General features: G+C 50.1%; 8 protein-coding genes. 2 read left to right on the top strand and 6 right to left on the bottom strand.

The window, feature by feature from the left end:
* Positions 1-118: 118 nt before the first annotated feature.
* The 6 genes from pbpC to EH243_RS11775 all read right to left on the bottom strand — a co-directional run bounded on the left by pbpC (position 119) and on the right by EH243_RS11775 (position 12,220).
* The gene (gene pbpC, locus EH243_RS11800) at positions 119-2,455 is read right to left on the bottom strand and encodes a penicillin-binding protein 1C (protein WP_126158870.1); all 2,337 of its coding nucleotides are present in this window, start codon (positions 2,453-2,455) and stop codon (positions 119-121) included.
* The gene (locus EH243_RS11795) at positions 2,436-7,829 is read right to left on the bottom strand and encodes an alpha-2-macroglobulin family protein (RefSeq protein ID WP_164549111.1); all 5,394 of its coding nucleotides are present in this window, start codon (positions 7,827-7,829) and stop codon (positions 2,436-2,438) included. The genes pbpC and EH243_RS11795 overlap by 20 nt, the downstream gene beginning before the upstream one ends.
* A gap of 351 nt (positions 7,830-8,180) precedes the next feature.
* Complete coding sequence (locus tag EH243_RS11790; protein WP_126158868.1) at positions 8,181-9,443, bottom strand: DEAD/DEAH box helicase; 1,263 nt, start codon at positions 9,441-9,443, stop codon at positions 8,181-8,183.
* Between the two features lie 165 nt (positions 9,444-9,608).
* Complete coding sequence (locus EH243_RS11785) at positions 9,609-10,184, bottom strand: phosphoribosyltransferase (protein WP_126158867.1); 576 nt, start codon at positions 10,182-10,184, stop codon at positions 9,609-9,611.
* Between the two features lie 44 nt (positions 10,185-10,228).
* On the bottom strand, positions 10,229-10,804 hold the full coding sequence (locus tag EH243_RS11780) for a phosphoribosyltransferase (protein ID WP_126158866.1): 576 nt from the start codon (positions 10,802-10,804) through the stop codon (positions 10,229-10,231).
* A gap of 69 nt (positions 10,805-10,873) precedes the next feature.
* Positions 10,874-12,220 carry an 8-oxoguanine deaminase gene (locus tag EH243_RS11775; protein WP_126158865.1) on the bottom strand — a complete coding sequence of 449 codons (1,347 nt, stop codon included), beginning with the start codon at positions 12,218-12,220 and terminating at the stop codon, positions 10,874-10,876.
* 598 nt (positions 12,221-12,818) lie between these two features.
* Between EH243_RS11775 and xdhA the strand changes: the two genes are divergently transcribed.
* Both xdhA and xdhB read left to right on the top strand, forming a co-directional pair.
* The gene (gene xdhA / locus EH243_RS11770) at positions 12,819-14,258 is read left to right on the top strand and encodes a xanthine dehydrogenase small subunit (RefSeq protein ID WP_126158864.1); all 1,440 of its coding nucleotides are present in this window, start codon (positions 12,819-12,821) and stop codon (positions 14,256-14,258) included.
* Positions 14,251-16,626 carry a xanthine dehydrogenase molybdopterin binding subunit gene (gene xdhB / locus EH243_RS11765; protein ID WP_126158863.1) on the top strand — a complete coding sequence of 792 codons (2,376 nt, stop codon included), beginning with the start codon at positions 14,251-14,253 and terminating at the stop codon, positions 16,624-16,626. The genes xdhA and xdhB overlap by 8 nt, the downstream gene beginning before the upstream one ends.
* Positions 16,627-16,669 lie beyond the last annotated feature (43 nt).

The following is a 16,669-nucleotide window of genomic DNA, read 5'->3' as shown; positions in this document are numbered from 1 at the left end:
CTGGTTTGTCTTTATACCTTAGTTGTATACCAAGATTATGGATTGATCAACTTTTTATCACCCTCAGCTTAATAAAAAGCATACGTTTAATAGGTTTATTCGTTTTTCACTGTTGATATTAAGGAATAACCGTAAAGCGGATCTGTTGCCACACCCCTTGTTGATCAACCACCCGCAACAGGTGTTTCCCAGGCTGAAGCGTTTCACTGAGCTCATGAAATGTCTTAGTTGCCCCCAGATAGTGTTTATCAAGATGCCAGAACAGCTGCGCTGAATCGCTTTTAGCCGTGGCCCTAAAAATCACCTCTCCCGGCTGGCCACTCATATACCGAGGTAAGCTAATAATCTGACCGGCGCGGGGATAGGTCACCTCAAAGCGACCATTTAAAGCCCGCCTATCGGGGGTGCAGCCTTCATCAAATTCAGGCACAGGATGGTAGGATGCATGAGCGATCCGGTAGAAAGCCGCTTGAGAAGGCGGCAACTGAAAAAATGTTTTACTGATAATACTGCCGGTTGGATTACAGCCGATACTGCTACGTAAGCCTGTGTTGCGATCGACTGTCACCTGAAAGTGATGCGGACTGACCTTTTCAAACTGCGCTGCTGCGGGAATTGTCACCCGTTCTCGAGGACAGCCAAACTTGGGTAAAAAACCATTTTCACGACAGACCTCTATGGATTTCAATGCCCCACTAGGCTCTTCCGGCCAACCGAGATCATTAATGATATTAAGGGTATCGAATAAAACGGGAGCGGCAGCACTCGTGCCAGTTAATAACTGTCGCCCTTCCCCATTGGCATTCCCCACCCAGACGCCCACGGTAACGTTCTCGGTAGTACCGACCGCCCAACCATCCCGCAAGCCATAACTAGTACCAGTTTTCCAAGCAACCCGAGCGGAACCGGAAAATAAGCGATGAATCTTATGTAAACCGGGACGAGTCACATCGGATAAGGCATCCAAGGTCAGCCAAGCCGCTCCCTGACTCAACGGGTAGGCCGTTTTTTCTGCCTTTTCATGATCAAACGAGACACCATAGTTCAGCGCCTCGAAGCTCAATGGGGCGGCCTGCTGCGCACGGCGACTTAGCCCAGCATAAGCAGCGGTCAAATCCACTAAACTAACTTCAGCCCCACCCAAAATAAGCGACAAACCATACTCATCCGGCTGACGAAACAGGTTACTAAAACCCAGTGCCTGTAACTTGTCGTAAAACGCCTGATAGCTATAGTCGTTAAGCATCCTCACCGAAGGAATATTCAACGAAGCGGTCAACGCTGAACGCGCCGTCACCGCGCCACGAAAGCTTTGGTCATAATTACTCGGCTGATAACTACCGTAGGCGGTGGGTACATCAGGAATCAGCGTCTGTGGGGTGATATCACCGTTATCCAGCATCGCCGCATAGAGAAACGGCTTTAAGGTACTACCCGATGAGCGAGGGCGGCTGGCGATATCCACATGGGAGCCATCTTCCGGTCGGTCACTGTAAGCCACATTACCGAAATAGGCTTTCACCTGCATACTGGCATTATCGACCACCAGCAAGGCTAGGTTATGAATGCCGATAGCACCCAATCGCTGACTGTGTTGCCGCGTAATGAACTCAATTTTCTGCGTTAAACGCCGATCGATCGATGTATAAAAGACAGACTGATCCGGATATTGCTGACTCAGCCGATCAAGAAGATGCTGCCCATAACTAGGCCAACGTCGAGGGCGTTGAGGAATCGATTCAAGCAGAGACAGCCGATAGTCTTGTTCGGTCAAGATCCCTTTCAGCCAAAGCTTATGTAGCAGAAAATCCCGTTTCGCCTGCAATTTATCACGGCTACGTGACAGGTGCATCGCCGCGGGATTATTCGGCAAAACGGCCAACAATGCCGCTTCAGCCCAGCTAAGCTCCGCTAGTGATCGCCCGAAATAACGCCAAGCCGCCGCATCGATGCCGACGGTATTCCCCCCCATCGGCGCATTCGCCGCATAGAGCGAAAGAATCTCCGCTTTCGTCAGCTGCACCTCTAACCGTAATGCCAGATGTAACTCTTGCAGCTTCTGCCACAGCGTTCGTGGTTGATTCCCCTCGACCATGCGTGCCAACTGCATGGTGATCGTACTCCCCCCACTGACCACACGACCGGATTTCAGGTTAAGGTACAGCGCTCGAAGAATCGCCAGAGGATCCACGCCGGGGTGCTGCATAAAGCGTTTATCTTCATACTGTATCAGTGCCGTTTGATAAGCGGGCGATAGGGAGGCAACCGACTTAAAGCGCCACTGCTGGTCAGCGGCTATACGAGCACTCAGCAGTTGCTGCTGTTGATCCAACAATAGACGCGAAAGGGGCTGATTAAATAGCGGCTTGGGCAGGGGCCACCATAGAGTAGCCCCAGCCAATAAAACCAGTAAGCCGGCGTAAACCGCCCGACGTTTACTGAACAACCTCAACATTCAACCCTTTTAACTGCGCTTTAAGGTTATCGTTATACATCGCGGAGGCCGAAATCGCCGGCAGATAGAAATGCCCGATAAAGGATGCGTTTAACTGCAATGCCAAGGTTTTCTGCTGATTCCGCTCTAGGGTCATATAGGCACTGACACGATCGTCCCGAATATCGATATAATCAAAGCGACAGCCGTCATCCGTACAGACTTGACGCTCATTATCGATCTGCCAACCACTCGGCGCTCTGAAATTCAATGCAACATTACTGATATCCGCACCGCTGATATTACGCAGTTTGATCAACGCCGTCACATTGCTGCCCTGCTTCAATGAGCGCACATCAACGACATCATCACCGTCCCAATACTCAACCTTTAGCTGCAATCCATCAGCATAGGTTTTTTCTGAGCCAGGCGCAGCGATACCGGTTTCAGTCAAAGTTAACCAGACCGGCACCTCACCATCGTTACGAAGACTCAAGGGCTTGGCCGCCTCAGTACCACTTTGTAGTTGCGCTTCGGTGATCTGCCGCCCAACCATTAAACGCTGCTGCGTTTCTGCCTGCTGTAATAACACCTCAAGCGCTAACGGTCGATCTTGATCACTTTGCAGACTCTGTTGCGGCACCGGCTGCGCAACCTGTTGATAATTGGCCAATGCGATTAGGGCATATGCCGAGGTTTGGGTGCTATACCAACGGTTTTCAGCCAAGCCATCGGCGACTTCATCCGCTAATGTTGCCGCCGCGACCGGATCGGCAATATTGGCATAGAGCATTAAGAACAGTGCTTTATCCCGTAAGGCAGAGCCAAAACTAGGCGAATTGGTATCATAAGCATCACTCACCGTCAGACCATCGGCAATCAATGTACGAGCGACATCCTCTTGGCCTGCATAGACATATGCCAGCGACAACATCGCCAAGCTGGCGCTATCTTCAACCTGTAACGCTTTCAGACGATACATCGCTGACCAGTTGGGTTTACCCGCAAGACTCAGGGTAAATAATCGATACGCCTGTGCACGGATTTTTTCGCTATCGCCACTATCAACAGCAAATTCTGATGTCTGATATTGATACGCCAACCATTGATTCAGAAGGTTTTCAGGCACCTCATAACCGGCCTGTTTCGCTAACAACAGGAAGTGACCCGCATAACTACTCCCCCAGGCGTGACTATGACTCTGCCCTGGCCAGTAAGCGAAACCACCATCCAATGTTTGGAAAGATTGTAACCGGTCAATCGCCGCAGCAATATTCTGCTGTGTCTGCTGACCGGTCTTCTCATCCAAATGACTCAGCTTATTCAGGTACAACTGCGGGAACACCGATGAGGTGGTCTGTTCTAGACAGCCGTGTGGATATCGAACTAGATAATCCATCCGTGAGCGCAGGTGAATAGGTTTAAACAGACTCAAAGCGACGGAAGCACTGTTACTGCCCGCTATGCCGAACGGCTGTAAGCCTATGTCCAGCGCCGAGTTAGCCTCCAACAGATGGGATGAAACCCGAGTCGTCAGCGGATTAGGCGCATTAATATCCAGATAGAGGGTCTGTTTACTGGTCGCCGTGGCCGATTCGACCTCAAAGTTAAAGGCCACTTTGCCCGTCTGCTCGCCTGTCTGAATCGCAAACTCAGCCATCGCCGATGAATAAGGCGCTAACGTTAGTTTCGCCGACGATTGCTCAACACTCACCCGCTCATCATCCACCGTCAGTGTGACCTCAACCTCGGTTTCGTCTGCAGTATTGTTGAATAACTCAACGGGCACACCAGCTTGTTCACCGACTCTTAACACCCGAGGCAAGGTGGGGAACATGGAGACATCGTCCCGTACCACCACCTCTTGTTCCGCTTTACCATAGGCCCCGCCATCTTCAGCCACCACCATCACCCGCACCGCACCAAGGTACATCGGCAGTGTGACATGATGGGTACGCAACTCACCGGGCTGTAACTCGAAACGACCAAGGTACTGGACCAAGGGAGGAAAACGGCGATTCTTCTTACTCTTATCGTCATCTTTCTGTGCATCACTACCACCCACCGGCAATAGCCCATGCAGCTCACCGCTATAGGCGCCGACAACATCTTTATAGAGATCCCAGGTTTTCACCTGTAAGGCCTGTCGACGATAGAAATAACCAAATGGATTCGGCGTGCGGTAGTTTGTCAGGCCCAACAAGCCTTCATCCACCAGCGCGAGGGTGTAGGCCATCGGACGGCCATCCGCTTCGCCCACCTGAATATCAAAGCTGGCGCGAGAGTGAACTTGATCCTGCGTTTTAATCACCGGATGTAGGTGGTTTTGTGGATCTTCGACCGCCAGCGGAATAATCCCCATTAACCGCATCGGCCGATCATTATGCCGATTTTCATGGGGCTGTAGATAGGTCACACTGACATAGATATTTGGCGTCATCTCAGCGGTAATATCAATCTTCACTTCCCGCTGCAAGGCCGGCTGCCCGTCTGCTTGAGCCTGTTCAGTCTTCACCCAAAACTGCTTCAGCACCCGATTGGCCGCTTCAACGGTGACCAATGCCCGGCCGCTATCGAGTTCAGGCAGCGTCACTGTAGCGGTTTCACCCACTTGATAGGCTTTCTTATCGCTGAAGAGTGTTAACCGATCAACGTTATCGCCCTGAGATTCCTGTTGACGCCCTGCCCAACCAGGCCAATCAATATAGACCACCTTACCCGTGCAGTGGCTATCCCCACCCGCAATACAGGCCCGGACTAAATAACGTCCCCATTGTGGATAATTAATCCGCAGAGGCCATTCAGCCATACCGTTCTCATCGGACACGACGCTGCCCGAGGCGACTACGCGACTATGCCGACCATCGGTATAACGCGCCAAGGATTCGTTGCTTTTTTCGTACCACCACTTCCAATCGAGTTTATAAACCGTCACATCGAGATCGGTATTACTCACCGGCAATCCGGTTTGATCCAATACCACCAGACGGGTTTTATGATCCTCATCGGTCAACAGCATGCCTCGTTCAGCATCCCCTTTGGGCAATAGCATCCCGAGATAACGGTCATAGTAATCAAACGGCCGAGAGAAGCTATTACTACTAAACTGTCCACTCTCCTCAAACACTCGGTTAGTAAACACCGCTTTTAACATACCCGGCGGCGGTGTATTGCTCTCGATCAGGAGATCAAACTGGGTTTTACCCTGCTCATCCAAGGTTCCTTCAAACAACTTGATCTTATTGGAGCGATAATCTCGAGCTGGATCATCAAAGGTATACTCAGGAAACTTACCGGTAAACTGGGTCTTCACTGGCACTAACGACACCGATACATCCGCTTTTAAATCGCTAGCAGGCGCACCGTGCAGCCACGCCGATTGCAGACCCACCGATTTTTCTTCGCCATTCTGTAAGCGTTCATCACGAGGGATATCCAATTCAACTTTAAGGCGGTTAGGCACAACGGTTTCAATACGCAGCGGATGATGGAAATCCTGCCCACCGACACGTACCACCGCTTCCCAGTTACCGGTGGGAGCACTTTCAGGGGTGCCCAACTTAAAGCTATAGAGATGACCGACCGGTTGATTGCTATAAACCGATTCCACCAACTGACCGGAGGGGTTATACAGATCAGCGACCACCGGATGCTCCGGCGGCAATTCTTTAAGCTTATCCTTCAGAATGAAGGTCAGATAGATATCATCACCAGGCCGCCAAATATCCCGCTCACCAAAAATAAAGCCGTCGATATTACTCTGTAGATGCGTACCACCAATATCAAACTGACTGGTCGTCAGTGCACCGGCATCGTTCAGCTTAATATATCCCAGTTGATCGCCCGCTTGAGCTTGCAGATAAAAGGGTTTTCCGTGTAACTCAACGCGGGCAAAGCCATCACTATCGGTGTTACTTTTACCGACTGACTGCCCTTGGAAATTAAACAGCTCAACAGTGGTGCCAACCAATGGCTCCGCCGTTTTCAAATTAGTCGTAATCACCCGAGCATACTGACCACTCGGTGACTGCTTCACGACGATGCCAATATTTGAACGCAACAGATTTTTAGCGGCCTTAGCATCCGACGAAAAGCGATAATAACGATCATCGCAGGCACTCAAATGGGTTGTGCGCGACGAGCCAGGCTCAAAGTTATTCCATGAGCTATAGCCTCCGCCATAATTAAGCTCATCGGCACTCTCGGGTAATGTCTGCTTCGGTAGAGGGACGGCATTCTCTGTATCACTACAGGCTATCATCGAATCACCGCGATCCAGCGAGAGATAAAGCCGAATAAGGCTACCGCCTTTATGTTCCATTAACTCGGTAATATCGAGACGATAATCCTGCCAGCTACGTAGATCACTCCCGGTCAACGGAATCGATTTCTGCCAAAGAAAGCGGCCGACTTTATCCAGTGAACGGCTACCGTCTAGACGGTTTTCCTGTAGGAACTGCCCCACATTATCGCCAAATACCTCAAATGCGGTGACCGTCACTGATTTAGCACTGACCGCCTGAAACGGCAGTTCAATATGCGCCGCATCCGGTAGGATAATGCCACTACCGGCAAAGCGAACCCCCGGCTTATGCGGTGCAATCTCAAAGGATTGTCGCAGACTCGACCGCAGCCCCATGCCACAGCGGTCCTGCAGCTCTTTATGGATAGTGACATTTACTTTGTCTGCCGCCGAGTTATTCAACCCTAAACGCAGTTTGTTACCTTCAATCTGATAACGGGTGAAACGATAGGCGCTGGATATCAGGTGTTTAAGAGCCTGGTCCTGCTTTAATTGACGGTTAAAGATCAGTTCCAGCACACCGCCAGAATCACCAACGATTGCGCCTGAGATCAATTCGAGCGGGCTATTATCCGCACCGGATACCGCCGGCACCATAAACCGTTGCATCTGTGCGTCGGTGTCACCCCAACTTACCGTCACCTCTTGACCGCAATCACGGGGGCGCACAATATTACTGATCACTAGCTGCGGTTGTTTGCCCGTTGTATTTACCGCCACTTTCGCCGCACTATCCGATACCTGGATCAGTGATGCAAACTCAGCCGCATTAAGGGTTTTGTCAGTTTCAATGACGGCATAGATATCGACCGTATCCGTGGAGGCATCTCGGACAGCGGGTTGTCCTGCTTGGGAATCTAACCATCTAAGCGTGAAAGACTTAGTCGGCATTGCTGCATCAGAACTCGATGCAGGCGATGGCATCTCATCCGCATCGCTAGCCGCTGAAACCGGCTCACTCATCGCTTCAGACGATACGGTTGTATCTTTGTTCTCTGTTTGAGCATCCGTCGTGGCGGCATCATCGTTGCAGCCCGCTAGCAGCACAACCAAAAATAACATCGACACACGCAACATAGCAGTACGTAACATAGCAAATCCTTTTATGATGTCAGCCATCCATCGCTATTCAAACCTTTACTGCAAGATGGGTGCTCAGCAAATAATTAATGACAACTTTATATACTAATCAGGTTTCAGCTAAAACCTCTGCGGTGGAAAAATCACCTATACAACCGACCAATATCAAGGTTTATAGCAAAGCTCTACTAAAAAGCCCTACTAAAAAGTTCTATTAAAAAGCTCTACTTAAAAGTAAATCAGTGTCTTATATTAAAGCGTTAAATAAAACCTTATAAAGATAAGCCCTCGCTAAGAGTGAGGGCTGGGGCATCGTTAAACAGACCCTGAACAACCTAAACGGCATATCACGGCCTATTACACTTACTTAGACTTATTACGCGTAGGCTTAGAAGCGCCAGGCTTGCTACGGATGATTTTTGTTCGGCCAGCCTTATTGGTGCGCGGACGATGTGACTTTTTAGCCATCTGCTTACGTAGGTTATCACGACTACCGACTTCATACCCCGGCATATAAACCCGCTGAATCCGCGCGCCGATAAGCCGTTCGATATCATCCAATGCCCGCTCTTCTTCACGGCTCACAAACGAGATCGCCTTACCCTTAGCGCCAGCACGCCCAGTACGGCCAATACGGTGAACATAATCTTCCGCCAGATAGGGCAGATTAAAGTTCACCACCAACTCTAATCCCTGAATATCCAATCCGCGGGCAGCTACTTCCGTCGCCACCAACACCTGAATCTTACCGGATTTAAAATCAGCAATGGCACGACGACGAGAGCCTTGCGACTTATCACCATGACAAAGCGCAGCGCGAATACCGTCAATTTTAAGATCCACCATTAGGGAATCCGCCTGTGCTTTGGTGCTGGTAAACACCAACACCTGAAACCACTGGTGTTTATTGATCAGTTCCGCAAACAGGTCTGCTTTGCGTTTTTCCTCAACGGGATAAACCACATGCTCGATCGTATCAGCGGTAGCATTGAGTTTTGCCACCCGTACCGTTTCATAGGGGCTCATCAACTGTTTAGCCACCGTATTCACGGTCGGAGAAATCGTGGCAGAAAACATCAATGTTTGATGCTTTTTCGCTGTTTGCTGCAACAAGGTACCGACATCGGTAATAAAGCCCATATCCAACATGCGATCCGCTTCGTCCAACACCACAAACTCAGCTTTCGCCAAGCTCACATTGCACTGCACCACATGTTCTAACAAACGGCCTGGGGTTGAGATCAGAATATCAACACCGGCTTTAAGCTTCTTCTGCTGCCCATCCATATTCACGCCACCATAGAGGGCGGTGACGGTGAGTGGCATAAACTGAGCGTAACGTTTAATCGTCTCGGCCAACTGCTCGGCCAATTCACGGGTCGGCGTCAAAATTAACGCCCGCGGGCAGCCCGGCTCAGTGGGCTTAGGACGATCGCTCATCTGTTGCAAAATAGGCAGGCTGAACGCGGCGGTTTTGCCGGTACCTGTCTGAGCATTGGCTAGCACATTTTTACCCCGACGGGCGGGCACAATCGCCTGCTCCTGTACGGGGGTCATCTGGCTATAGCCACAGGCATCCAGGGCCTGTTGAATCTCTGGGGCAAGATCTAATGCTGAAAACTTCATGATAAATCCTCTGTATACCTTGCTATAGCTCAGGAAGGTGCAAATAGGTTAAACGACCTTTCGGCACGACATATTCGCGCCTTCCCTGAATTCTGGGTACATATAATAAAGGATTTTATCCACTTTAGTGAGGCTGATTAGTCCAGATTGGCCCGATAAGGAAAATCAGCGCTGAACTGTCTCCATAATGGCCTGTAATCCAGGCTTATTGGCGAAGATCTCAGCTTCCGTTAAACCGACCATCTCATAGGGCAGCACCAACCATTTATCGGTGGTATGTGTGTAGAAATCAGGAACTCTATCGGTACGATTATTGGCCGGTTTAAACCAAGGCACCGCAATCTTAACGTCTGCCGGCATATTCCGCTTGGCCCGCTCAGACAATTGCGACAGTACCGCATCAATGCTTTTACCTGAGCCAAACACATCATCGACGATCAGCAACTTGTCATCACGGTTAAGATTTTCCAGCAGATAACGTAAGCCGTGGGCTTTAATGCTGTTTTCACCCTCAATCATCGATTGATAATGGGGTAATCCACGATAAGAGGTACGGATCGAGATATGATCGGTTTTAACGCCCAAGTATTGTAGGCATTCCTGCACATAGATACCGACGGTACTGCCGCCGCGCCAAATACCCACAATAAAGTCGGGCCGATAACCACTTTCAAAAATCTGCGCCCCTAAGCGGAACGAATCACAGATCAGTTCCTGCTCAGTAATAAAATGTTTTTCCACGATATTCACCTTCTCATATGAGAATCGTTACGCTAACTGATCGATTAACCCGCTTCAGGCAGCAGATGCCCAATAATACCGAACAGCTCCGGCCGATGCTCTTTTAGCTCGTCAACCGTCAACCCTTCCAATGAATGGGGGTATTTCAACCAAGCTTCAGTCTCATAAAGATAGTATTCCGGATCGACACCGGTTTTATTCCGTGTCGGCTTAAAATAGGGAACCGCGATGCGGATATCCTCAGGGGTGTTCAAGCGACACTTATCTCGTAGCTCGGCAATCACCGCCTGAATCGTCAGACCGGTGTCATACACATCATCAACAATCAACAAACTATCGGTGGCTTGGATATTCTTGATCAGATAGTCCATGCCGTGCACCTTAACCTTTTTAGCCCGCTGATCGATCTCATCGGCATAAGATGAGGTACGGATCGCAATATGATCACTCTGCACCCCGTAATAAGCGAGAAACTCCTGCACGGCGACGCCAATCGGCGTCCCTCCCCGCCAAATAGCGATGATATAGGTCGGTTTAAACCCGTCATTAACTATCTTGGCCCCTAAGCGAAAAGAATCATCCAGCAGGGTTTGTGCATCGAGGTAGGTTTTTTGAACCATGATTATTTACTCTATCTGTATTCGGTTTAAGCCTGCACCCAACGGTATCATTTTTAAGGAATGACCGTTTTAAATCGCTAACCGCCGCGCTAACATTTTCTGACGTTGAATCAGCCCTTCGAGATCAAAACCTTCGATAGCACCATCAATCACACGCCAACGCCCCGCCACCATCACCCGATCCGCCTGATGTGCACCACATAACACTAATGCGGCCAAGGGATCGCCGGCGCCAGCAAAGCGTAGCTCATCCAGTTTATACAACGCAATATCCGCCTGCATCCCAACCTTTAAACTACCCAGATCATCCCGACCTAAACATCGGGCCGATCCCTCGGTCGCCCAGGACAGGACTTTTTGATGGGTAATCTCAGACGCCGCATACTTAAGCCGCCCCAACAGGAACGCCTGGCGCACCTCTTGAATCATATTAGAACCATCATTGGAGGCCGAGCCATCCACGCCTAAACCAATGGGGCTACCGGCCCGCTCTAGATCGAGCGTTGAGCATAACCCCGAGGCTAGCAACATATTCGATGATGGACAGTGGCAGATACCCGTGCCAGCAGCGCCTAAGCGACGAATCTCATCTGCATTAAAGTGGATACCGTGGGCCAACCAAACGCGGTCATTCAGCCAACCGACCTTTTCTAAATAGTCTAACGGGCGCAGACCAAACATCTGGATACAGAAATCCGTTTCATCATGGGTTTCCGCCAGATGGGTATGCAACCTGACATCATATTTTTGCGCCAACACAGCACTGGCTCTCATCAACGCTTCACTCACCGAGAAAGGCGAACAGGGCGCTAGGGCAATACGAGTCATCGCCCCTGCTTCTGGATCATGATATCGCTGAATCAACCGCTCGCTATCATCCAAAATGGTTTCTTCAGACTGCACCGTTGATTGGGGCGGTAAGCCACCATCCTCTTCACCTAGACTCATCGAGCCACGGGTCAGATGCACCCGCACGCCTAGCTTTTCTGCCTGAGCCATCTGAATATCGATCGCGTTCTCTAAACCATCAGGAAACAGATAATGATGATCACTGGCGGTGGTACAACCAGATAACAATAACTCCGCCAACGCCACCTGAGTGGAGACTTCGATCATCTCCTCACCCAGTTTTGCCCAGACGGGATAAAGACTTTTTAACCAACTGAACAAGGACTTATTCAGTGCCTGAGGGAAGGCGCGTGTGAGGGTCTGATAAAAATGATGGTGGCTATTGATCAACCCTGGCAGCATCACATGCTGACTGGCATCAAAGACCTCATCCACGGGCACCGATGGCTGCATGCCACTTGCCAGCACTTCCGTGATTAACTGATTCTCTATCACCACCCCGCCAGCACTCTCAGGCTCAAGGGTTGCCAGAGGCGCTTTAATCCAGATACGTCGGTTACTCTTCACCTAATTTCATCCAACTTATGTGTAGTGTAAAAAAATATGCCTACACGGTTTTACTTATCAGCACTCGTTATCAGTGCTCGTTCTCAGAGCCACACAATCTATATGAATAAACACCCGATCATTAGATACGGATGCGAATACAGAGGTTTAAAATAATATTGTCCACAATTAAAGGTCTTAATAAAGACAATATTAGCCAAAGCTAAGAGAAAAAATCCCAAAACCTACGTTATTCAGAAGACAAATCCCCTCTCAACTATCGAGGCACATATCGCCAAAATGCTTTTATTCAGTGCATTAGACCGAAAAATCGCCCAGCAATCGATCAAAAAAACTGAACGACAATAATTGTATACAATTTATCAAAAAAATATTGAATTCATATAATTCACTTTAGGCAGCCCATATTACTAAAAATAAAACAGCCAAGAGGACATATCCCTATAAATCACCCAAAAACAAAAAATATCCGTCTACTCAGCAGCATAGATATAAAAAAATAGAACTTGGCGTTATCTTGACTTAAAAGTCAGGTTTCATTTTAATCATTGGATGGCCATAAAACCACCTAACTCACTCAGGTCAGAAGGAGTCCGCCTTGATCAGCTTCTTAGTCGATAAAGAACTGCGGGTTGAACAACACCCAGACCCCAACATGACAGTGTTAAATTATCTGCGGCAGCAGCTCGGTAAAACCGGCACGAAAGAGGGCTGCGCATCCGGGGACTGTGGTGCTTGCACCGTGGTATTAGGCGAATTAGACGGAGACCAGATCCGCTATAAAAGCATCAACGCCTGCCTAACCTTCATATCCACACTGAATGGTAAGCAGCTAATCACCGTCGAAGACCTGAAACAGGGTGATCAACTACACCCCGCCCAACAAGCGATGGTGGATAATCACGCCAGCCAGTGCGGTTTTTGCACACCGGGGATTGTCATGTCGATGTTCGCTCTCGGCAAAAATATCGGCCAACCGGATAAAGAAGAGATCAATGAAGCACTTGCCGGTAACCTCTGTCGCTGTACCGGCTATCGCCCCATTATTGAGGCGGCTGAAAAGATGTATGCTGTCACAACACCTGACCGCTTCGCCATCGAACAACAGCAAACCATTGCTCAATTACGTAAAATACAGCCCCAACAGCAGGCTGAGCTAAGCAATGGTCATAAAAAATCATTTAACCCCACCACCTTAACCGAGCTGTCCACACTGCTAGAACAGTATCCCGACGCTCGCATGGTGGCCGGTGGTACCGACCTCGCCTTGGAAGTCACACAGTTTCATCGACCCATCGATACGCTTATCTATATAGGGGAGATCGCCGCGCTCAAACAGATAGAGCTGTCTGAAACGGCCATAACCATAGGTGCCGCCGCCTCTCTAACCGATTGCTATGACGCCTTGAATCATGACTATCCAGATTTAGGCGCCCTACTGCACCGCTTTGCCTCGTTGCAGATTCGTAATCAAGGCACACTCGGCGGCAATATCGGTAACGCATCCCCTATAGGTGACTCCCCTCCGGCGTTGATCGCGCTGAACGCAAAAGTGGTACTTCGCAAACAGAATCAATCGCGCACCCTTGATCTACAAGACTACTTTCTGGATTACAAACGTACCGCGCAACAGCCCGGCGAGTTCATCGAGAAGGTGATCGTGCCCCGCGCATCAGACAATGGTGAATTCCGCTGTTATAAAATATCCAAACGTTTAGATGATGATATATCAGCCGTGTTAGGCTGTTTTAATCTGCAGATTCATCAGGGTATCGTTGAATCGGCCCGCATCGCCTTTGGTGGGATGGCGGCGATTCCCAAACGCGCCACGGCTTGCGAACAAGCCCTGACCGGTGCGCCATGGAATATGGCCACGATCGAAACCGCCAAACAAGCACTGCTGCAGGACTTCAGCCCGATCTCTGATTTTCGCGCATCACAGGCCTATCGCACACAGGTCGCCACGAACTTACTGACCCGGTATTTCATCGAACTTGAAACGCCTGACGTCACAACACGGGTGACCGCCTATGTCTAATCACACACACAAATCCAACAGCCATGCCGAGATGATGGCATTAGCGAAGCAAGACTTGACCACCGGCGTCGGCCGCAGTGTCAAACATGAGAGTGCGGCCAAGCAGGTTAGCGGCGAAGCTATTTACATCGATGATCGGTTAGAATTCCCGAATCAGCTGCATGTGTATATCCGCACATCGGACCAAGCCCACGCACGGGTAACCCGCATCGATACCTCACCTTGCTACGAGGTTCCAGGTGTGACCATCGCCATCACGGCTAAAGATATCCCAGGCCTAGTGGATATTGGACCCTTAAAACCCGGTGACCCACTATTAGTCGAAGATATCGTGGAATTTTTCGGCCAGCCACTGCTTGCCGTGGCCGCCAGCGACCATGAAACCGCGCGCCAAGCGGCGATGGCGGCCATCATTGAATATGAACCGCTCGAACCGGTCCTCTGTGTCGAACAAGCCCTGCAAACTGAACATTTCGTTAGCGACCCCCATACTCATCAACGGGGAGATTCCAGCGCGGCCTTGGCTAAAGCAAAGCATAAAGTGTCAGGCAGTGTACATATCGGCGGGCAGGAACATTTCTATCTCGAAACCCAGATCTCTTCGGTGGTACCTACCGAAGATGGCGGCATGATCGTCTATTCATCGACACAGAACCCCACCGAAGTGCAAAAGCTAGTCGCTGAGGTGTTGGCGATCCCGTTCAATAAAGTACAGATCGATATGCGCCGGATGGGTGGTGGCTTTGGTGGCAAAGAGACTCAAGCCGCAGGGCCCGCCTGTATCGCCGCCGTCATAGCTAAGCTAACGGGCCGTCCAACCAAAGTTCGGTTGCCACGCATGGAAGATATGATGATGACCGGCAAACGGCATCCCTTCTTTAACCAATATACGGTGGGTTATGACGATAGCGGCATGATCACCGGCTGTGAAATGAAGCTGGCCGGTAACTGCGGTAATTCACCCGACCTTTCGGACTCCATCATCGACCGCGCAATGTTCCACAGCGATAACGGTTATTACCTAGGTGATGCCACGATTACCGGTTATCGCTGCAAAACGAATACGGCATCGAATACCGCCTATCGTGGTTTCGGTGGGCCTCAGGGTCTGATCATGCCGGAAATCATCCTCGATGAGATCGCCCGTAACCTCGGTAAAGATCCACTCGAAATACGTAAGCTGAATCTTTATGGCGGTGAGGGGCGGGACACGACCCACTACTACCAAAAAGTTGAAGATAATGTCCTACCCGAACTGTTGGATGATTTAGAACAGAGCAGTGATTATCAGCAGCGGCGTCAAGATATCAAAGCCTACAACGCCAGCAGCCCGATTCTCAAAAAAGGCTTAGCACTGACACCGGTGAAGTTTGGTATCTCATTCACCGCTTCATTTTTAAACCAAGCCGGTGCGCTGATCCATATCTACACCGACGGCAGCATCCACCTTAACCATGGCGGCACTGAGATGGGTCAGGGCCTCAATACTAAGGTAGCGCAGATTGTTGCGGAAGAGTTTCAGGTCGATTTTGCGACGATTCAGATTACCGCTACCAATACCGAGAAGGTCCCGAATACCTCACCGACCGCCGCATCCTCCGGCACCGACCTCAATGGTAAAGCCGCGCAGAATGCCGCACGTACCATCAAACAACGGTTAATCGACTTTGCTATTCACCACTTCAGCGTGAGTGAAGAGGATATTGAGTTTCGTAATAACCATGTGCTGATCCGAGATCAAATCATGGCTTTTGCCGATTTTATTCAGCTGGCTTATGTTAATCAGATATCCCTTTCTAGTACTGGCTTTTACCGTACGCCCAAAATTTATTATGACCGAAACACCGCCCGCGGCCGACCGTTCTACTACTTTGCCTATGGTGCAGCCTGTAGTGAAGTGGTGATCGATACCCTCACCGGTGAATATAAAATCCTGCGGGTCGATATTCTTCACGATGTCGGCGCCTCCCTTAATCCGGCTATCGATATTGGTCAGATTGAAGGCGCCTTTGTTCAGGGTGCCGGCTGGCTGACCACCGAAGAGCTGGTTTGGAACGATCAGGGGCGTTTAATGACCTCGGGGCCAGCCAGCTACAAGATTCCAGCCATCACCGATATGCCGATTGATTTTCGTGTCCGTTTGGTTGAAAACCGCAAAAACAAAGAAGATACCGTATTCAACTCAAAGGCCGTCGGCGAGCCGCCGTTTATGCTCGGCATCTCGGTGTACTGTGCGATCAAAGATGCTATTTCGAGCCTCTCGGATTACCGCATCAGCCCCGCGCTCGATACACCGGCCACACCTGAGCGGGTCCTCTGGGCCGTGCAGGCGATACAGCAAAACAGCGTTAAGCAGTCAGCTAACTAAACCACTGACAGACCGTCCCTGCTAACAACAGGGGAACGGCCTG

The organism is Amphritea opalescens, from assembly GCF_003957515.1.
Classification (GTDB): Bacteria; Pseudomonadota; Gammaproteobacteria; order Pseudomonadales; family Balneatricaceae; genus Amphritea; species Amphritea opalescens.
Note: the sequence above shows the minus strand (reverse complement) of the source record. Positions and strands in the feature narration are given on the sequence as shown.

Excerpts from the sequence above, each read along its gene's own strand:
- pbpC (WP_126158870.1), bottom strand. The coding sequence starts at position 2,455 with ATGTTGAGGTTGTTCAGTAAACGTCGGGCGGTTTACGCCGGCTTACTG.
- EH243_RS11795 (WP_164549111.1), bottom strand. The coding sequence starts at position 7,829 with ATGTTACGTACTGCTATGTTGCGTGTGTCGATGTTATTTTTGGTTGTG.
- EH243_RS11790 (WP_126158868.1), bottom strand. The coding sequence starts at position 9,443 with ATGAAGTTTTCAGCATTAGATCTTGCCCCAGAGATTCAACAGGCCCTG.
- EH243_RS11780 (WP_126158866.1), bottom strand. The coding sequence starts at position 10,804 with ATGGTTCAAAAAACCTACCTCGATGCACAAACCCTGCTGGATGATTCT.
- xdhB (WP_126158863.1), top strand. The coding sequence starts at position 14,251 with ATGTCTAATCACACACACAAATCCAACAGCCATGCCGAGATGATGGCA.